The organism is Actinocatenispora comari, assembly GCF_017312725.1.
Classification (GTDB): Bacteria; Actinomycetota; Actinomycetes; order Mycobacteriales; family Micromonosporaceae; genus Actinocatenispora; species Actinocatenispora comari.
The window spans coordinates 91016-109722 of the sequence record NZ_BOPO01000055.1 but is presented as its reverse complement, the minus strand read 5'-3'; the positions used below and the strand labels follow the sequence as shown (position 1 = coordinate 109722).

The window sequence follows — 18707 nt, the reverse complement described above, 5'->3', positions numbered from 1 at the left end:
CGACCGACCCTGACCTCGTGGCGCGTCCCCACCGGCCATGACGGTTCGTCTCGGCACCGTCGTCCTCAGCGAGGTAGTTGGTACCCGCGGCGGACAAGGTTGTCGAACAGCCGTTGCGGCAGCAGGGTCCTCGCGCGCGGCACCCAGAAACTCCCGCTGCCGACGCCGTACCGGCCGCGTGGCCTGCTGGCCGAGGCGACCGAGACGATCCGTTCGGCGGCGGCGCGGGGGTCCCCGCCGCGCCGCATCGACTCGTGCAGGGTTCGGCGAGCGTTCTCGCGCGGCCCGTCGAAGTCACCGATCGTGGCCGGGGCGGGAGTGGAGGCCCGCAGGACGTCGGTGGTGAACGCGGCCGGCTCCACCAGGCTGACCGCGATGCCCAGGTGCCAGACCTCGTGCCGCAGCGCCTCGGAGTAGCGCGCCAGAGCCGCCTTGGACGCGGCGTAGAAACCCTCGCCCGGTTCGCCGATCCAGCCGGCGAGTGAGCCGATGTTGACGATGCGGCCGCGGCGACGTGCCCGCATACCCGGCAGTACCGCATGGGTGACGCGCACGGTGCCGAAGAAGTTGGTGTCCAACACCGCCTGCGCCGCAGCGAGATCGGTCTCCTCGGCGAAGCCTTCGCACATCACTCCGGCGTTGTTGACCAGCACGTCGATCCGCCCGCACCGGTCGACGACCGCGCCGACGCAGGCACGTACCGACTCCGCCGACCGCACGTCGAGCACCAGCATCTCCACGCCGTCCTCGTCCGGCCGGGATCGGCGTGAGGTACCGAACACGCGGGCGCCACGCCGCGCGAACAGCCGGGCCGTCGCCGCACCGATCCCTCCGGAGGCGCCAGTCACCAGCACGGTCGGAGCAGCGGGAACGGCCGACATCGCAGATCCTCTCGACGGCGCCTCGACCATATCGCCCTATCGCGTGCGACCACGGCACGTCGACGCTCGCCTTGCCCCACGGTCCGCTTCGGCCGCCACCTCACCCGTTTGCGCACCGTGGCGCGGGCGCGCTACTGTCAGGGCAGTCGTACAGGGCGATCGTACAGGTCGATCGCCCGGACGGGAGGGGCGATGGATGCGGCAGCGCGGGGGCGGGACGTACGGCAGCGATTGTTGGCCGCGGCGGTCGAGCTGATCCCGGAGCGGGGCTGGACCGCGGTGAGCACCCGGGTGCTGGCCGAGCGGGCCGGGGTCACACCCAGCGTGGTGCACTACCACTTCCCGTCGGTCGCGGCGCTGCTCGACGAGGCGGTGGTCGGGTTCATGCGGGGCGTGGTCGGCGGCATCGACGAGGTGCTCGCGGCTGCCGAGACCCCGGCCGCGGCGGTCGATGCGCTGGTCGGCTCGGTGACCCGCTACACCGGATCGGACCCGATGTCGCTGCTGGCGGTGGAGGCGTGCCTGGCCGCCACCCGCGACGAGCGACTCCGCGACCAGATCGCCGGCGTACTCGCCGAGTCCCGGCACCGGGTCGGTCGATGGCTCGCCGACCATGAGGTACCCGAGCCGGAGACGACCGCCGCGATGCTGCTCGCCGCGGTCGACGGGCTGCTGCTGCACCGCAGCCTGGCCGCCGGTCCGGACCCGGCCGCCACCGCGACCGTGCTGCGCCGGCTGCTCGGCGCCGATCCCAGCACGTCCGATGCCGTCGGGGAGGAAACTCGATGAAGGTCGTCGTCTGCGGTGCCGGCATCGCCGGCCTCGCACTGGCCAACCGGCTCGCCGCGCACGGCGCCGAGGTCGTCGTGCTGGAGCGCTCCGCCGCGCCCCGCCAGCAGGGCTACATGGTCGACTTCTTCGGCCCCGGCTACGACGCGCTGGAGGCGATGGGGCTGGTGCCCGCCGCCCGGCAGGTCGCCTACGAATTGGACGAGGCGGTGCTGCTCGACGAGGCCGGCAACCGGCGCGCGGCGCTGAACCCGAAGCAGTTCGCGAACGGCCCGCACCTGGACTTCATGCGCCCCGACCTGGAACGCGTGCTGCACGACAGCCTGCCGCCGGAGGTGTCGGTGCGCTACGGCGCCGGCCTGGTCGAGGTCGCCCACGACGAGGACGGGGTCACGGTCGCCTGCGCCGACGGCAGTACGGTCCACGCCGACCTGCTGGTCGGCGCCGATGGCATCCACTCGACGGTGCGCCGGCTGGTGTTCGGGCCGGAGGCCGGCTTCCTGCGCTATCTCGGGTACCAGACCGCGGCGTTCGTGTTCGACGCGCCCGACATCCATCGCGCCACCGCCGGCCGGTTCTGCCTGACCGACACGATCGGCCGGCAGATGGGCTTCTACGGCCTGCGCGACGGCCGCGTCGCCTCCTACGCGGTGCACCGCTCCCCCGATCCGACCCTGCCGGCGGACCCGCGCGCGGCGGTCCGCGAGATCTACCGGGGCCTGGGATGGGTGGTGCCCCAGGCGTTGCAGGCGTGCCCGCCGTCGGAACAGCTGTACTACGACCAGGTGGCCCAGATCGTCGTACCACGCTGGAGTCGCGGCCGGGTCGTGCTGGTCGGCGATGCCTGCTACGCCGTGTCCCTGCTCGCCGGGCTCGGCTCCTCGCTGGCCGTCGCCGGGGCGTACGTGCTCGCCGAGCAGCTGCACCGCACCGCGTCGATCCCCGACGCACTGGCCGGTTACGAACGGATCTGGCGTCCCCTGGCGGAGGAGAAGCAACAGACCGGTCGCAACGGCGCGCGCTGGTTCCTGCCCGAGACCCCGATGCAGCTGCGGCTGCGCCGCACCGCGCTGCGGTTCATGCGACTGCCGGTGGTCAACCGTTACGTCGCGGCCATCGTCGGCGGCAAGTCCACCGCGGTCATCAAGAACCTCACCGACGACACCGCCTCCGCCGCGCCGACGACGCGCTGACACCTCCGTGGGGTCGGTACCGGACCGAGCTCAGGTGCGTCGGCGGTAGGCGACGACCGCCGCCGGGGCGAAGACGGCGACCAGCCCGATCGACCACAGCAGCGACTCGACGACGGGTACCGCGGTGTCGCCACCGACGAGCAGGCCGCGGGACGCCGCCATGGTGTGCTCGATCGGGTTGACCCGTGCCCACGCCTGCAACCAGCCGGGCAGCGTGTCGACGGGCGCCACCATGTCGGTACCGAAGGCGAGAGGGAAGATGCTCAACGACACGATCGTCTGCACCAGCGTCGTTTCCCTGATGACCATCGCCAGCAGCACCCACACCCAGCTGAGCGCCATGCCGAAGGCGATGGTGACCCCGGCCGCGGCCAGCGCCGCCAGCGGGCTCGTCTGGACCCGGAAACCCATCAGGAACCCCACCACGAAGACCGTGGCAACGGCCACCAGGTAGCGCACCACATCCGCCAGCACGGAGCCGATCAGCGGGGCCGATCGCCCGATGGGCAGGCTCCGGAAGCGGTCGAAGATCCCCTTCTTGATGTCGATGGACAGGTTGACGCCGGTGGCGATCATCCCCGCCATGATCGCCGACAGCACCAGGATCGCCGGCAGCGTGCGCTGCAGGTACGCGTGCGTGGAGCCGCCGACGGCACCACCGAACATGTACACGAACACCACCAGGAACAGCACCGGCGCGAGCACCGCGTCACCGATGCTGACGGGGTTTCGCCTGATCTTGGCGAGGTTGCGCCGAGCCAGTGCCAGGCTGTGCCACAGCAGTGCGCCCCGCCGGGCGGGGATCGGCGGCGCACCCGCCCGTACGGGCGCCGTCGTCGTTGTCGTCACCGTGTCGCTCACGCCGCATCCTCCTTGCTGGTACCGGATTCGTCCGGCCGTTGCGCGCCGTGGCCGGTGAGCGCGAAGAACACCTCGTCCAGGCTCGGTAGCCGCAGCGCGAGTTCGGCCACGCCGATGCCGGCGGCCCGCAGCCGCCGCACCGTCTCGTCGAGTGCCCCGTCGCCGTCCACCTGGACCGTGGCCACGTCACGGCGTGGTGTCTCGGCCCGATGGCCGGCGACCGTTCCGAGGACGGTGATCACGTCCGCCAGGCGCGTCGGGTCGGCCGGGCGGACCTCGATGGTGTGCCCGCCGACCAGGGCCTTCAACTGCGCCGCGGTACCGTGCGCGATCACCCGCCCCTGGTCGATGACGACGATGTCGTCGGCCAACGCGTCGGCCTCCTCCAGGTACTGGGTGGTGAGCAGGACCGCACCGCCGTCCCGGGTCATCGCCCGGATCATGCGCCACACGTCGCCGCGTTTACCCGGATCCAGGCCGGTGGTCGGCTCGTCCAGATACACCACGGCGGGGTTGCCGATCATGCTGGCGGCCAGGTCGAGGCGGCGCCGCATCCCGCCGGAGAACGTCGCCACCTTCCTGCCCGCGACCTCGCCGAGACCGAACCGGGCCAGCAGCTGCCGGGCCCGGGGCCGGGCCTCCCGCCGACGCAGGTTGAGCAGCTGACCGATGAGTACGAGGTTCTCCAGTGCGGTGAGATCCTCGTCCACCGACGCGTACTGCCCGGTCAGTCCGATCAGTTCCCGCACCCGTGGCGCGTCGCGCACCACGTCGTGTCCCGCGACCGTCGCGCGCCCCTCGTCGGGCGCCAGCAGCGTCGCCAGAATGCGTACGGCCGTGGTCTTGCCCGCGCCGTTGGGGCCCAGCACGCCCAGCACCGAGCCCGGCGCGGCGGCCAGGTCGATCCCGGCGAGTGCCGTCGTCCGGCCGAACCGCTTCACCAGGCCCTCGGCCTCGAACACGTTGCCCATGACCATCCCTTCACCGATCCGTTTTCGCGGATCGGAACCAGCCGCGGTGGACACGTCCAGAGCAGCACCACCGGGCGCGCCGTGTCGATTACCTGCGAGGTAGTTGTCCGGCCTCGATCGAGGCGGCAACCTGGACCCATGACAGTCACGCCGCAGCCGGTCGGTCAGCTGGTTCGCCGATGGCGCGAGCACCGGCGCAGGTCGCAACTGGACGTCTCGACGGCGGCCGGGCTGTCGGCCCGGCATCTGAGCTTCATCGAGACCGGGCGAGCCACTCCCAGCCGCGACATGATCGAACGGCTCTGCGACGAGTTCGACGTACCACTGCGGGAACGCAACAGCTTCTACCTTGCCGCCGGATACGCACCGCCCTACGCCGAACGACCGCTTGCCGACCTCGGCATCGCCCGTACCGCGATCGAGGCCGTGCTGCGCGGCCACGAGCCGAACCCGGCCATGGCGATCAACGTTCGCTGGGATCTGCTGGCCGCCAACCGACCGATGCAGCGACTGCTCGAACGACTGGACCTCGCCCCACAGCACCCGGTCAACGTGCTGCGCGCGATGCTGCATCCCGACGGAATGGCCAAGCAGGTACGCAACTATGCGCAGTGGCGCGCCGACACGCTCCGGCGGGTGCGCCGCCAACTGGATCGCACCGGCGCCGAAGGCCTGGCCGAACTGCTCGACGAGCTCCGGTCCTACCCGCCGCCGCCGACGCCGCAACAGACCGAGCCCACCACGATCGCGCGCAACGACCTCGTCACCCCGGTCGTGCTGGCAACCGAGCACGGTGACCTGTCGCTGCACCACGCGCTGACCGTGTTCGGCGCCGCGCGCGACGTCACCCTCGACGAGATCGCGATCGAGACGTTCTTCCCCGCCGACGAGCAGAGCGCCGCGCTGCTGGCCGCATGGTGACGCAGCCGCGCATCGTCACTGCCGGCCCGGAACGCCGAACGCTACGCCGCCGGGCCGAAGCGATCGGCGAAGGCGGCCCGGTTGGCGGAGTCGGCGGACCGGTCCCAGACCGCGAAGACCACCCGCTCGAACGCGGCCGCGAAAGCACCGTCACCGGCCAACTGGGTGTGGAACGCGTCGGCGACCTCGTGCGGATCGTTGCGGAACACGCCACAGCCCCAGGCACCGAGCACCAGGGTGCGTGCGCCGTGGTGCGCGGCCACCGCCAGTACCCGGGCCGCGCGTCGCCGCAGGATCTGCGGGATCTCGTGCCGGGCAGCGGGATCGCGGCGCAGCAGCTCTCCGGCGTTGGGCGCCGGCGAGGTCAGGAACGACACCGGGTACGGCCGCGCCAGCAGCCGGCCGTCGGCACCGCGGACCACCGGGACGTCCGGCGACCAGATGACCCGGTCGCTGTAGCGCAGGTCGGTCGAGGCACGGTGCGCGGCGTAGTAGTCCGGCGCGGTCAGCAGGCAGGCGTACAGCAGCGCATGCCGGCACAGATCCTCCTCCTGCGCCTTGGCGCCGCCGAGGTAGCCGCCACCGGGGTTGCGGGCCGAGGCGAAGTTCAGCACGGCGATCCCGGTCGCGCCGTCCCGGTGCAGCCGGCCGGCGGCCTGCAGGCTACCCTCCCCGGTCACCTCGAACGCCGCCCGACGATCGGTCACCGGTCGTGGCCGTGCGATCGTCTCGTCGGGCGGATGGCTGACCGTACCGGCCATCGCCGCCGCCAGCGCCGGACCCACCTGCACCGTCGTACCGGCGTCGGTCGTGTACCGGCCGTCGGCGACGATCTGCTCGTTCGCCGCCGCGACGGCATGCAGTCTCCCACTCACGCCCACGCATGCTAGGCGACCAGAGCCAAGCCGCCCAACGGTTTCCGCTGTCGGCGCCGGCCGGTTTCGTCTGGGGGTCAGGCGGCGGCCGGCACGACGGCGAGGCCCGCGGCGGCGGCGTGCGGGTAGGCGTCGTCGACGTGCACCACCCGGTGACCGGCCGCCTCGAGCAGGCCGGCCGCGACGGCCGCGCGGTATCCGGAGCCGCAGTGCACCCAGATCGCGCCGGAGGGCAGCTCCGCCAACCGATCCGCGAGCTCCGGCAACGGTATGTGTACCGCGCCGTCGATGTGCTCGGCGCGCCACTCGTTGCCCAGCCGTACGTCGAGAACGACGTCGGGCGCGGGCAACCCGTCGGGTACCCGGCCGGCGCGGGCGGCGGCGAGATCGGCGAAGGTGGCCACCGGCAGCGCAGCGAGCCGCTCGACGTCGCCGCCGGCCCACTGCTCGGGCGTACCGGTGGCCGCGGCGGCCGGGCGGTCGACCCCGATGCGGGCCAGTTCGCGTTGCGCGGCGGCCACCTGCTCGCTCGACTCGCCGAGCAGGGTGAGCGGCCGGCCCGCGGGCAGCAGCCAGCCCAGCCAGGTCGCCATCGGTCCGTCGAGGCCGAAGCTGAGCGTGCCGGTCAGGTACCGCCGCAGGAACGCCGTCCGGGAGCGCAGGTCGACGACCCACTCGCCGTCGTCGATCCGGCGGCGCAGCTCGTCGGGATCGGCGCGACGGACCGGGGTCAGATCGATCGGCTCGGCGCCGGTGGCGTTGCGCACCCCCATGTGCGCGTAGTACGCGGGGTAGGCGTCGAGCCCGGCCAAGGTGGTGGCGACGAACTCGTCGGGCTCCAGCCGCAGCGCCGGGTTGGCGGTGCGTTCCTGGCCGATGGTCGAGGCGGTCGCGTCGGACTGGCTGGCGGAGCAGAAGCTGCCGAAGCCGTGCGTGGGCCACAGCTGCGCGCCGTCGGGCAGCAGGTCGGCCAGGCGGCGGGCGGAGTCGTACTGCTGGCGGGCGAGTGCCTCGGCATGCCGTTCACCGAGCAGGTCGGTGCGACCGGTGGTGCCGAACAGCAGCGAGCCACCGGTGAACACGCCGACCGGGCCGGCGGGCCCGGACACGACGTACGACAGGTGGTGGAAGGTGTGGCCCGGTGTGGCCACCGCGGACAGCCGCAGCCGGGGCGAGAGCGTGACCTCGTCGCCGTCGGCGACCGGCCTGCGGGCGAAGCCGACCTCGTCGGCGCCGGCCACCAGGTAGACCGCACCGGTGAGACGGGCCAGAGCCAGGCCACCGGACACGTAGTCGTTGTGCAGGTGGGTCTCGGCGACGTGGGTGATCCGCACGCCGAGCCGGCCGGCGAGCGTCAGGATCCGGTCGATGTCGCGCTGTGGGTCCACCACCAGCGCCACCTGCCCGTCGTGCGCGAGGTAGCTCCGGTCGCCCAGCGAGGAGGTCTCCACCACCTCGACGGCGATGCCGGCCGATCGGTCCACGGACGTCTCCTGCACCATTCCGACTCCTTCCAGATACCCCCGGGGGTATAGCCGAGGCACAGTGCGGCCGGGGCCACACCGGGTCGACCACCTTCGATCGGGACACAGCACGGTCAGGACAGCGCGAGGAACAACTTCTCCAGCTGCTCTTCACTCATCGGTGCCTCCTCGCCGCCGTCTCGCGCGACCTGGCACTGCCGCATCCCGGTGGCGACGATCTTGAACCCGGCCCGCCCCACGGCCCGGGACACCGCCGCCAGCTGGGTCAGCACGCGCTCGCAGTCGTCGCCGTTCTCGATCATGGCGATCACCCCGCCGAGCTGACCGTGCGCCCGCTTCAACCGTGTCACAGCCTCCGCCATCGCGCCGGCGTCCATCTCCATCTCGCCACCTCCGCTCCCGAACATACCCCCGGGGGTATCGGTGCGTCGCGTGAAGCGCCTCACCGACGACCTCCCGCGTACCGCCGCGTTCGCGTCACGGCAGGCCGACCCGGAGCCGGCCCGTCACCCGCGGTCCGCGCGCGTCAGCGCCCGCGCAGCCGAGCCCACAGCCCCCGCGGCGCCGGTTCGGCGGGCGTCTCGTCGTCATGGCCGGCGCACCGCTGATCCTGCGGCACCGCCTGCATCACCTGGTCGACGTGCTGGCCACAGCCGGCCCACGTCGTCTTGCCACACCGGCGACACTTCACCGCTCGACACATCCGACAACCTCCACCGGTCGGTCGTTCCTGATACCCCCTGGGGTATCCACTGCCACGCTCCACTCTATACCCCCAGGGGTATCACCCGCGCGTTTCTCCCGGCGGCGCCGCCGGCTTCGCTAGAGTCAGGGACGGTGTGCCGGGAAGTCTGGTCGGCGATGGTTGTCCGCTGCCCGGAAGAAGGTGCCCATGCACGCCGTCGAGCTGGCCGTCGAGCTCCCGCTGCTGCCGCGCTCCAGCAGCATCTCCGACACGTTCCGGCTGATCGCCGAGCACGACCTGCTGGCCGTGGTGATCATCGGCGACGACGGACGGGTGGAGGCGATCGCCTCCCCGGTCGACATCACCCGCCTGGTACTGCCCGGGTACGCGCTGGCGGACCTGTCGCTGGCCGGGCTGCTGGACGACTCCAGCCTCGAGGAGCTGTTCACCGAGGCCGACGCCCGCACCGTCGGGGCCGCGATCGACGCCGGCGACCTGGGCGTGCGTGGCGTCGTCGAGATCGACGCGGACGCCACCGTGCTGGAGACCGCCTGCCACATGGTCGCCAACAAGGCGCAGCTGGTGCGCCTGAGCGGGGACGGTACCCCGCGGTTCGTGTTCCTGTCGGCGGTGCTCGACGCGCTGCTCGCCGCCCGCGACGGCCGGGCGGGCCGGCCGTGAGTTGGCAGCTCGTCGCGGCCATCGCGGTGTTCGCGGCCGCCTACGTGCTGATCGCCACCGAGAAGCTGCCCCGGGCGACCGTCACCCTCACCGGCGCCGCGGTGATGGTGCTGATCGGCGCCACCGGCGGCGACGACGTGTTCTTCTCCGCCGACACCGGCATCGACTGGAACGTGCTGTTCCTGTTGCTGGGCATGATGATGGTGGTCGGCATCGCCCGGCAGTCCGGCATGTTCGAGTACCTCGCCGTCTGGTCGGCGAAGCTCGCCCGCGGACGCCCGTTCGCCATCCTGGCGATGTTCGCGGTCATCACCGCCGTCGCCTCGGCGTTCCTGGACAACGTCACCACGGTGCTGCTGATCGCCCCGGTCACCTTGCTGGTGTGCCAGCGCCTGGCGGTGACGCCGGTGCCGTACCTGATCACCGAGGTACTGGCGAGCAACATCGGCGGCACCGCCACGCTGATCGGCGACCCGCCCAACCTGATCGTGGGCAGCCGCGCCGGCCTCGGGTTCACCGACTTTCTGGTCGCGCTCGGCCCGATCATCGCGATCCTGCTGGTGGTACTGATCGGGCTGGCATGGCTGATGTTTCGCCGTCAGCTGCACTACGACCCGCAGCGCGCCACCCAGGTGATGGCGTTGCGGCAACGGGAAACCATTCGCGACGGGCGACTGCTGGTCGTCTCCCTGTCGGTGCTGGGCGCGATCCTGGTCGGCTTTCTCACCAGCCGGCTCACCGGTCTGCAGCCCGCGATGGTCGCGCTGATCGGCGCCGGGCTGCTGGTACTGATCACCCGGATGGAACCGGCCAAGATCTTCGCCGACGTGGAGTGGGAGACCCTGCTGTTCTTCGCCGGGCTGTTCGTGATGGTCGGAGCGCTGGTCAACCTCGGCGTGATCAAGGCGCTCGGCGCCGCGGCGGCCGGCGCGATCGACGGGCACTGGGCCCTCGGCGCGGTGGGACTGCTGATCGGCTCCGCCATCCTGTCCGGCGTGATCGACAACATCCCCTACGTCGCCACGCTCGCGCCGCTCACGCAGGACCTGGTCGATGCCGGCGGCTCGGCCGCGCAGCCGCTGTGGTGGGCGCTGACGCTCGGCGCCGACCTTGGCGGCAACGCCACCGCGATCGGCGCCAGTGCCAACGTCGTCCTGCTCGGGGTGGCCCGGCGCAACGGACACCCGATCAGCTTCTGGCAGTTCACCAGGTACGGCCTGATCACCACGGCGGTCACGATCGCTCTCAGCACCGCCTACCTGCTGCTTCGCTACTACGTCTGACGGCCCCGTCGATCCCGGGCGCTCGCCGACGAAGCGTCGCGAACGCCGCGGGCGAGCAGCGGTTACCGCGGACCGGAGTCGGCGCGGCGCGCCGCCCGCACGACCGCCAGGGCCGGGCGCCGGTTCTCCCCCTCCGGACACTGGGCCGCGGCTGGTGCGCCGACTGGACCGGTACGGACCGAGCCCGACGGTCGGCGCCGGCAGCCACCGACCGTCGGCGGACAGGGCTCGCCGGATGCCAGAGCCGGAACCACCGGCAGCGTCCCGCGGCCTCACGGACGGACGCTGATGATCGTCTTTCCCCGGTGGCGGTCGGTCGAGTTGAACGTGGACACCGCGTCGTCGAGGGTCGCCACGGTACCGATGTTCGTGCGCAGGCGCCCGTCCTGCACCCGCCGGACGATCTCGCCGAGTTGCGCGCGGTCGGCCTCGACCACGAAGTCGATGGCCAGGCCGTTGGCCGGCTGCGCCTCCACCGGCCCGACGACCGACACCAGCGTTCCACCCGGCCGTACCAGCCGCGCGGACCGCTTCTGCACGTCCCCGCCGATGACGTCGAACACCAGGTCGACCCCGCCGACCTCCTCCAGGGCGCCGCCGTCGAGGTCGACGAACTCCTGCGCCCCGAACTCGAGCACCTTCTGCCGGTCCGCGGCACGTCCGGTACCGATGACGTAGGCGCCGAACTCCCGGGCCAGCTGGGTCACCATGGTGCCGACCGCGCCGGCCGCGCCGTGCGCGAGGACCCGCTGCCCGGCCCGCAGCCGGCCATGGTCGAACAGTCCCTGCCAGGCGGTCAGCCCCGAGATCGGCAGGCTCGCGGCCGCCGCGAAGTCGACGTCACCGGGCAGCCCGGCGAGGTTGCGTGCCTCCATCGCCACGTACTGCGCCAGTGTGCCGTCGCGGTGCCAGTCCGCGAGGCCGAACACCCGCTGCCCCACCGACAACCCCGTCGTGCCGTACCCCAGGGAGGTGACCACGCCGGCCAGCTCGTGCCCGGGCACCGACGGGGTGCGGTCCCGACCGGCACGGTCGACCCAGGTCGACGGCCACTCCAGCTCGGTCGGGACGAACCCCGACGCGTGCACCTGCACGACCACGTCGTTGATCGCCGCTGCCGGCTCGGGCCGCTCGGCCAGCGTCATCCCGGCCGTACCCGCGGCCTCGTCGGTCACCACGATCGCCTTCATTCGGCACTCCCCACACCAGGGCCTCGCCGCGCGACGAGGCCGCCTCACCTCTGCCCCGCGACACCGCGGCTCCACCTCGCCACCTTGGACCATGAAGTCCAACCTCGATGACGACTCGCCGCGAATGTCGCTAGCTCCTTATCTTACTGGACTCTATAGTCCACTCTTGTCGCCGCCGAGTCCACTCGTCGACGTCGGCGGGCGAGCCGTCCACGATCTCGGCTGGGCGCGTCGCATCGACCAGCCCGGGCGCCGCGGGCGGCGACCGGATCGGTCCCGGTACGCATCGAGTCTCGCGCGAGCGGCACGGCGGCACCGCACGATCGGCTCAACCCGCCGACACGCTCTCCAGGTACGCGAGTGCCATGTCGAGCGAGGTGGCCATCGGCGTCACGTCGTGGGCGGTCTGGGCCAACAGGTACCCGCCCTGCAACGCACCCATCAGCCCGGTCGCGAGCCGCTCGACCGATGCGTCCGGAGGGAGCTCACCGGCGTCCCGCAGCCGGCGCAGCACGTCGGTCAGCAGCTCCTGCCACTCGGTGAACAGGTTCGCCAGCGCCTTGCGCGCCAGGTCGTCCTGGTCGGCGACCGCGGAGGCCAGCGCGCCGAGCGCGCACCCGTACGCGCCGTGCCGGAGCGCGTTGTTGCGCACCAACGCGTCCCGCCAGCGGCGCAGGCCACGCAGCGTCGAGACCCGGCCGAGGGCGTCGCGTTCCCGGTCGAGGACGCGCTCTCCGACGAGGTCGACGACGGCCCGCACGAGGGCGTCCTTGCCCTCGAAGTGGTGGTACAGCTGCGACTTGCTGACCCCGCTGGCCGCCAGCACGTCGTCGAGCGTGGTACCTCCGACGCCCTGGACGTACATCAGATCGGCTGCCGCGGCGACGATCCTGGCCCGCGTCCTCGCGCCGCGCGCCGTCAGGCGCCGGCCGTCCTGCGAGTCGCTGATCGTCACGTCCCCATGGTACTGACCGGCCCCCGCGCCCCGCTCGCGCGAATCGGCGCCGGCTCGCGGACGAGGTGGCCCGGGTCAGCGGGTACGGGACGGGGCCTGTGCGGGCCGATCGTCGGCGGCCGGCGTCTCGGGTTCCCAGCGCAGCAGGTCGCCCGGCTGGCAGTCGAACACCTCGCAGAGCGCGGCGAGCGTGGAGAACCGCACCGCCTTGGCCCGGCCGTTCTTGAGTACGGCCAGGTTGGCGGGCGTGATCCCGACGCGGTCGGCGAGCTCGCCCACGGACATCTTCCGCTTGGCCAGCAGCACGTCGATGTCGACGACGATCGGCATCAGATCACCTCGTCCAGCTCGGCCCGGAGCTGGCTCGCCTCCGCGTCTCGGTCGACGGCCTGGGCCAGCAGCATCCGCAGCAGCAGCACCAGCAGGGCGACGCCGAGGATGGCCAGCCCGATGCCGCCCATGATGACGGTGACGCCCGGGTCGGCGCGTTGACCGGGCGCGTTGAGGATGGTGACGGCGAACCACACGAGCGCGGCCGCCACGATCGCACCGATGACGATGTTCACGTACCGGAAGGCGGCGGGCGAGAACACCGTGCCGCGGCGCACCATCGCGACCAGCCGCCAGATGCAGACCAGTACGACCTGGACCGTCACCAGGCCGAGGATCGTGATCAGCCGCAGCGGGGTGAGCGGCAGCGATCCGCGCTCCGGGTCGGTGAACAACGCCCACACCATCAGCGCCTGCACGAGCACCGTGCCGGTGAACACCACCGCGAGCACGGCGCGAAGCGCGCCTACCGTCAGTCTGCCCACGATCGCCCCTCCCATCGAATCACGATGGAAATCTATCGAATATCGATAGCCGACGCAAGGCTGTGGCCGACCGTCGCCGCGGTTGACGCGGCGGCGTCCCGCGGTCAATATGACAGTCGATTCATTTTTCGGCCGAGGAGCGGACGTGACCGATCTCGGTGCCCAGCTGCGCCGGCGCGCGGGCCTCGGCGGCACCGCCGTGGTCTGCGGCGACCAGGCCGTGGGGTACCGGGAGCTGGACGCGCGGGCCGACGCCTGGGCCGCCGTCCTGGGCGAGCGGCTCCGGCCCGGGCAGCGCGTCGCGACCCTGTGCCGGGCCGGGATCGAGCAGATCGCCCTGCTGTACGGCTGCGCCCGCGCCGGCCTGCTGCTCGTGCCGCTGCCGTACCGGCTGCGTCCCGGCGAGCTCGCGGTGCTGCTCGACGACGCGGCGCCGGCGCTGCTGCTCACCGACCCGGCGCACCGGGAGGCGGCCGTGGCCGCCGTCGCGCTGGCCGCCCAGCGGATCCCCGTCGAGCCGCTGGCCACCCCGCCCGCGGCGGATCGCGTCGACGCCGCGGGCGATCCGGACGCGCCGGTGCTGCTGTGCTACACGTCCGGAAGCAGTGGCCGGCCGCGCGGGGTACCGCTGAGCAGCCGGATGTGCATCGCCACCGACGACGCGCTGGACGGTGTGGCCCGGTTGACCGCCGACGACGTCGTGCTGCAACTGCTGCCGCAGTACCACGTGGGCGGCTGGACGGTGCTGCCGCTGCTGGCGGTGGCCCGCGGCGCCACCCTGGTGCTGGAACCCGACTTCGACCCGGCCCGGGCCCTGCGGCTGATCGCCGCGCACCGGGTGAGCGTCACCATGGCGGTGCCGGCCATGTACCGGACGATGCTCGCCGCCGCGGCGGGCGCCGAGCTGTCCTCGCTGCGGCTGGCCATCTGCGGCGGCGGCGCCCTGCCCGGCGAACTGGCACGGTCCTGGTGGGAGCTGGGCGTACCGCTGTGCCAGGGCTACGGGTTGACCGAGGCCGGCCCGAACGTGCTGTGCGTGCCGCCGGCCGAGGTGCACTCCTCGGCGGGGTTCGCCGGCGTGCCCTATCCCGGCGTCGAGGTCGCGCTGGCCGGGGTGCCGGCCGGCCCGGGCCGCGGCGAGTTGCTGGTGCGTGGTGCCGGCACCTTCGCCGGCTACTGGCGGGGGCCGCGGCACCGCGGCTGGCTGCACACCGGCGACCTGGCCGAGCGCGACGAGCGCGGCTGGTACCGCATCGTCGGGCGGCTCGACGACCGGTACGTCTCCGGCGGCGAGAACGTGCACCCGGCCGAGGTGGAACGGGCGCTGCTGGCGCATCCCGCCGTCACCGACGCGGCGGTGGTCGGCGTGCCGGACAGGCGGTGGGGCGCGGTGGGTGTCGCCTTCGTGGTGGCGAGGAGCGCGCTGGAACCCGAGTCGGTACGCGACTGGTGCCGGCACCGGGTCGCCGGCTTCAAGGTACCGGCCCGGGTGCTGGTGGTGCCCGAGCTGCCGCGTACCGGAATCGGGAAGGTGCGCCGCGATGCGTTGCGGGACAGGGCGATGCGGGGGCAGCGATGACCGAGACCACGGCCGACCAGAGCCGGCGGCTGGGTGCCAAGGGCGCCCGCACCCGGCAACGCATCCTCGACGCGGCCGAGGCCGTCTTCGTCGAGTACGGGTACCACGACGCGTCGATCGTCAAGATCACCGAAACCGCGGGCGTGGCGCAGGGCACCTTCTACATCTACTTCCCGGGCAAGCACGAGCTGTTCGCCGAGCTGGTCGACGACCTCAACCGCCGGGTACGGCGGGCGATGGCGCAGGCGTCCGACGCGCACCGCACCCGGCTGGCGGCCGAGCGGGCCGGCTTCGCCGCGTACTTCGGTTTCGTCGGCGAGCATCCCGGCCTCTACCGGATCATGCGGCAGGCCGAGTTCGTCGCCCCGGAGCAACTGCGCCGCCACTACGACCGGATCGTGTCCGGGTACTCCTCGCGGCTGGCCGCGGCGATGGACACCGGCGAGATCCCGCGCGGCGACCCGGAACTGATGGCCTGGTCGCTGATGGGACTCGGCGAGATGGTCGGCATGCGCTGGGTGCTGTGGCAGCAGCACGAGGCGGTGCCGGACACGGTGCTCGCCGGTACCGGCGAGATCATCGCCCGGATCCTGGGCGTGCCGGAGCCGCCGGTACCGGACTGACCGGCTCGGCGGGGTCGCAGCGGCAGGAGACGAAGGGAGTGCAGAAGTGGGACACGAGACGAGCCTTGCCGGACGCACCGCGGTGGTGACCGGTGCCGCCTCCGGGATCGGCGCGGCATGCGCCCGGCGACTCGCCGACGACGGCGCGTCGCTGGTGTTGCTCGACCGGGACGAGCGGGTGATCGAGGCGGCGGACCAGCTCGGCGGGCGCGGCCTGGTGGTCGATCTGACCGACACCGCCGCACTGTCCACCATGGAGCTCGACGCCGACATCCTGGTCAACAACGCCGGCGTCCAGCACGTGTCGCCGATCGAGCAGTTCCCCCCGGAACGCTTCCACCAGATCCTCACGCTGATGGTCGAGGCGCCGTTCCTGCTGCTGCGGGCGGTACTGCCGGGCATGTACCAGCGCGGTTGGGGCCGGGTGGTGCACATCTCGTCGGTGCACGGGATGCGCGCATCGGCGTACAAGAGCGCCTACGTCGCGGCCAAGCACGCCACCGAGGGCCTGTCCAAGACGGTGGCGCTGGAGGGTGGGCCGCGCGGCGTCACCTCGAACACGGTGTGCCCCGCCTACGTGCGCACCCCGTTGGTGGAGGGGCAGATCGCCGCGCAGGCGGCCACCCACCAGATCCCGGAGGCGGAGGTGGTGGAGCGCATCATGCTCACCGAGCCGGCGATCAAGCGGCTGATCGAGCCGGCGGAGGTCGCCGCGGCGGTCAGCTACCTGTGCTCGCCGGACGCCTCGTTCGTCAACGGCAGCTCGCTGGTGCTCGACGGCGGCTGGAGCGCGCGATGAGGGTACCGGTGGCCGGCGGCGAGCTGACGGTGGGCGTCTGGGGCGACGGGCCGCGCACCGTCCTCGCGCTGCACGGCATCACGGCCAACCACCTGGCCTGGCAGCCGGTCGCCGACCGGTTGCCGCCCGGGGTACGGCTGGTCGCACCGGATCTGCGCGGCCGGGGCGACTCGCCGTTGCCCGGCCCGTACGGGATGGCCGCGCACGCCGCCGACGCCGTCGCCGTGCTCGACGCGCTGGAGGCAGCCACCGCCACGGTCGTCGGTCACTCGATGGGCGGGTTCGTGGCGCTGGTCCTCGCCGACCGCCACCCCGAACGGGTCGACCGGCTGCTGCTGGTCGACGGCGGCCCGCCGCTGCCGATGCCGCCCGGTGACACCGCCGACGAGCGCGTCGCCGCGGTGATCGGACCGGCCGCGGCCCGGCTGGCGATGACCTTCGCCGACGTGACCGAGCATCGTGACTTCTGGCGCCGGCACCCGGCGTTCACCGAATGGAACACCGACATCGAGTCGTACCTGGACTACGACCTGACCGGGCAGCCACCGCGGCTGCACAGCAAGGTCTCGGCCGAGGCGGTGCGCGCCGACTCGATCGACACCTTCGCCGGGCCGGCACTCGCCGACGCCTGGCGCCGGCTGCGACACCGACCCCTGCTGCTGCGCGCCGAGTACGGGATGCTCGGCGCGTTGCCGGCGCTCTACCCGGATCCGGCCGCGCTGGCCGACCGGCTCACCGTGCGCACCGTCGACGGTACGAACCACTACACGATCCTGCTCGGCGAGCGCGGCGCCGCCGCGGTGGCCGACTCGCTGCGGAGCTGACGGCCCGTCGGCTCCCCGAACCGGGAGGTGCAATGCGTCGCTTGTGGACAGTCGTGGTCGCCGCGCTGATCGGCGCGCTGCTGGTACCGACCGCGGCGCACGCCGCCGCGATCCCGTCCTACCTGACCATGGAGCAGCGCTACCCCAGCGTCGCGAACGGGTGGGACTCCGTGGAGCGCTACCTGGACAGCACGCCCGGTTTCACCCAGGAGGACTACCCGCCCGACGGCCGCGGCGACCAGGACGGGCAGCGCGTCACGTTCTTCGGTGGGGTCAAGCAACCGTTCTCCGGCCGGTTCCTGCTCTACTCCGCCCCCGGCGCCACCACCAACCCGAAGCCGGTACCGGTACTGCTGGTGCACGGCGCCAACGACAACCCGGACCGCGCCTGGGCCAACCCCGGGGAGTCGGGCGGGTTCGGCTGCGGCGCGGTGAGCTGCCCCGGCACCGGCATGATGCAGTACCTGTCGAACGCCGGGTACCGGGTGTTCGCCATCGGGTTCGCGCACAAGGAGGGCGACAACCTGATGCAGGCGCAGGAGGTCGGTGACGCGATCGCGATCATCAAGGCCAGGCTCGGTGTGTCCACAGTGGACCTCGTCGGCTGGAGCAAGGGCGAGCTGGCGGCCCGGATGTACGTCTCGTCGGTGCGGCCGAGCTGGGGCCGGCCGTACGCGGGCGACGTGCGCAAGCTGATCACCCTCGGCGGCCCGAACGCCGGGTACGACTACCCGTTCGCGCACGGCTGGTCGCACGACCTGTCGATCTGGCCGGAGTGCGGGGGCAGCATCAACTCGCCGGCCCCGCACACCTACATGACCTGTTACGGCGTCTACGCCTACCATCCGGAGTTCTCGTTCGTGCCGACCGGCGGCTACGACTGCTATCCGGGCCAGCGGCAGATGCTGGCCCGCTTCGACCAGACCTACGGCGTCGACCAGACCCAGCAGGACTGGTACACCACCTACTACGGCGGGCAGGGCTTCTACACCAAGGGACCGGGTATCCAGGCGGCGATCGACGCCGGCTCGCTGATCTCCCGCATCCAACAGGCCGGCGTACCCGCCTCGGTGTCCACCTACCTGCTCGCGGGTGGATCGCCCAGCGTCGTGGGCATCTTCAACGAGGACCGCGGACCCAGCGACGGCGTGGTGTTCGAGAGCAGCGCACTGGCCACCGCGGGCATCGCCACGGTGGCGGGCACGGCGCTGGTCGCCGGCGCCAACCACCTCGAACTCGGCTGGTACCCGGCGGTCGAGGCCCAGGTGGCCACCTGGCTCGCAGAGGGGAACTGAACC

The 18707-nt window shown here is 72.4% G+C and carries 20 protein-coding genes; 10 read left to right on the top strand and 10 right to left on the bottom strand.

Annotated elements, in window-relative coordinates; translation table 11 throughout:
• Window positions 1-65: 65 nt before the first annotated feature.
• Window positions 66-881: an SDR family NAD(P)-dependent oxidoreductase gene (locus NUM_RS16750; protein WP_207125795.1), complete on the bottom strand. Its 816-nt coding sequence runs from the start codon at window positions 879-881 to the stop codon at window positions 66-68.
• Window positions 882-1073: 192 nt separating this feature from the next.
• Here NUM_RS16750 and NUM_RS16745 point away from each other — a divergent pair, with 192 nt between their 5' ends.
• Together NUM_RS16745 and NUM_RS16740 are read left to right on the top strand one after the other, a co-directional pair.
• The gene (locus NUM_RS16745) at window positions 1074-1670 is read left to right on the top strand and encodes a TetR/AcrR family transcriptional regulator (protein ID WP_207125794.1); all 597 of its coding nucleotides are present in this window, start codon (window positions 1074-1076) and stop codon (window positions 1668-1670) included.
• Entirely contained in the window at window positions 1667-2863 is a 1197-nt protein-coding gene (locus NUM_RS16740; RefSeq protein WP_207125793.1) for an FAD-dependent oxidoreductase, read from the top strand. Before NUM_RS16745 ends, NUM_RS16740 begins: the two co-directional genes overlap by 4 nt.
• Window positions 2864-2893: 30 nt before the next feature.
• Here NUM_RS16740 and NUM_RS16735 read toward each other — a convergent pair whose 3' ends face one another.
• Both NUM_RS16735 and NUM_RS16730 read right to left on the bottom strand, forming a co-directional pair.
• Window positions 2894-3724, bottom strand: coding sequence for an ABC transporter permease (locus tag NUM_RS16735; RefSeq protein WP_225918633.1), 831 nt, complete (start codon window positions 3722-3724; stop codon window positions 2894-2896).
• Window positions 3721-4695, bottom strand: coding sequence for an ATP-binding cassette domain-containing protein (locus NUM_RS16730; RefSeq protein ID WP_207125792.1), 975 nt, complete (start codon window positions 4693-4695; stop codon window positions 3721-3723). The genes NUM_RS16735 and NUM_RS16730 overlap by 4 nt, the downstream gene beginning before the upstream one ends.
• 138 nt (window positions 4696-4833) lie before the next feature.
• Between NUM_RS16730 and NUM_RS16725 the strand changes: the two genes are divergently transcribed.
• Window positions 4834-5616: a helix-turn-helix domain-containing protein gene (locus NUM_RS16725; RefSeq protein WP_207125791.1), complete on the top strand. Its 783-nt coding sequence runs from the start codon at window positions 4834-4836 to the stop codon at window positions 5614-5616.
• A gap of 41 nt (window positions 5617-5657) precedes the next feature.
• On the opposite strand, the gene NUM_RS16720 is transcribed toward NUM_RS16725, so the two are convergent.
• The 3 genes from NUM_RS16720 to NUM_RS16710 form a co-directional block, all read right to left on the bottom strand.
• Complete coding sequence (locus NUM_RS16720) at window positions 5658-6491, bottom strand: TIGR02452 family protein (RefSeq protein ID WP_225918632.1); 834 nt, start codon at window positions 6489-6491, stop codon at window positions 5658-5660.
• A 77-nt stretch (window positions 6492-6568) separates the two neighbouring features.
• Window positions 6569-7993, bottom strand: a complete 1425-nt coding sequence (locus NUM_RS16715) for an MBL fold metallo-hydrolase (RefSeq protein ID WP_207125790.1) — start codon at window positions 7991-7993, stop codon at window positions 6569-6571.
• Between the two features lie 95 nt (window positions 7994-8088).
• Window positions 8089-8358 (bottom strand): metal-sensitive transcriptional regulator, encoded by a 270-nt coding sequence (locus tag NUM_RS16710; protein ID WP_207125789.1) that lies wholly within the window; start codon window positions 8356-8358, stop codon window positions 8089-8091.
• A 509-nt stretch (window positions 8359-8867) separates the two neighbouring features.
• On the opposite strand from NUM_RS16710, the gene NUM_RS37220 reads away from it, so the two are divergent.
• Together NUM_RS37220 and NUM_RS16705 are read left to right on the top strand one after the other, a co-directional pair.
• Window positions 8868-9341, top strand: coding sequence for a CBS domain-containing protein (locus NUM_RS37220; RefSeq protein WP_225918631.1), 474 nt, complete (start codon window positions 8868-8870; stop codon window positions 9339-9341).
• Window positions 9338-10624 carry an ArsB/NhaD family transporter gene (locus NUM_RS16705; RefSeq protein ID WP_225918630.1) on the top strand — a complete coding sequence of 429 codons (1287 nt, stop codon included), beginning with the start codon at window positions 9338-9340 and terminating at the stop codon, window positions 10622-10624. Before NUM_RS37220 ends, NUM_RS16705 begins: the two co-directional genes overlap by 4 nt.
• A 272-nt stretch (window positions 10625-10896) precedes the next feature.
• Here NUM_RS16705 and NUM_RS16700 read toward each other — a convergent pair whose 3' ends face one another.
• The 4 genes from NUM_RS16700 to NUM_RS16685 all read right to left on the bottom strand — a co-directional run bounded on the left by NUM_RS16700 (window position 10897) and on the right by NUM_RS16685 (window position 13584).
• Window positions 10897-11814 carry an NADP-dependent oxidoreductase gene (locus NUM_RS16700; RefSeq protein WP_207125788.1) on the bottom strand — a complete coding sequence of 306 codons (918 nt, stop codon included), beginning with the start codon at window positions 11812-11814 and terminating at the stop codon, window positions 10897-10899.
• Window positions 11815-12142: 328 nt separating this feature from the next.
• Complete coding sequence (locus NUM_RS16695) at window positions 12143-12769, bottom strand: TetR/AcrR family transcriptional regulator (protein ID WP_225918629.1); 627 nt, start codon at window positions 12767-12769, stop codon at window positions 12143-12145.
• 75 nt (window positions 12770-12844) lie between these two features.
• Window positions 12845-13099: a helix-turn-helix domain-containing protein gene (locus tag NUM_RS16690; protein ID WP_207125787.1), complete on the bottom strand. Its 255-nt coding sequence runs from the start codon at window positions 13097-13099 to the stop codon at window positions 12845-12847.
• Complete coding sequence (locus tag NUM_RS16685) at window positions 13099-13584, bottom strand: DUF2975 domain-containing protein (RefSeq protein ID WP_207125786.1); 486 nt, start codon at window positions 13582-13584, stop codon at window positions 13099-13101. The genes NUM_RS16690 and NUM_RS16685 overlap by 1 nt, the downstream gene beginning before the upstream one ends.
• A 145-nt stretch (window positions 13585-13729) precedes the next feature.
• On the opposite strand from NUM_RS16685, the gene NUM_RS16680 reads away from it, so the two are divergent.
• From NUM_RS16680 to NUM_RS16660, 5 genes are read left to right on the top strand one after another with little or no spacing between them, the layout of a single operon-like run.
• Window positions 13730-15163 carry a class I adenylate-forming enzyme family protein gene (locus NUM_RS16680; protein WP_207125785.1) on the top strand — a complete coding sequence of 478 codons (1434 nt, stop codon included), beginning with the start codon at window positions 13730-13732 and terminating at the stop codon, window positions 15161-15163.
• Window positions 15160-15786, top strand: a complete 627-nt coding sequence (locus NUM_RS16675) for a TetR/AcrR family transcriptional regulator (RefSeq protein ID WP_207125784.1) — start codon at window positions 15160-15162, stop codon at window positions 15784-15786. Before NUM_RS16680 ends, NUM_RS16675 begins: the two co-directional genes overlap by 4 nt.
• Window positions 15787-15832: 46 nt before the next feature.
• On the top strand, window positions 15833-16585 hold the full coding sequence (locus NUM_RS16670; RefSeq protein ID WP_207125783.1) for a 3-hydroxybutyrate dehydrogenase: 753 nt from the start codon (window positions 15833-15835) through the stop codon (window positions 16583-16585).
• Window positions 16582-17409, top strand: a complete 828-nt coding sequence (locus tag NUM_RS16665) for an alpha/beta fold hydrolase (protein WP_207125782.1) — start codon at window positions 16582-16584, stop codon at window positions 17407-17409. Before NUM_RS16670 ends, NUM_RS16665 begins: the two co-directional genes overlap by 4 nt.
• Before the next feature lie 32 nt (window positions 17410-17441).
• Window positions 17442-18704 (top strand): esterase/lipase family protein, encoded by a 1263-nt coding sequence (locus tag NUM_RS16660; protein ID WP_207125781.1) that lies wholly within the window; start codon window positions 17442-17444, stop codon window positions 18702-18704.
• Window positions 18705-18707: the final 3 nt, after the last annotated feature.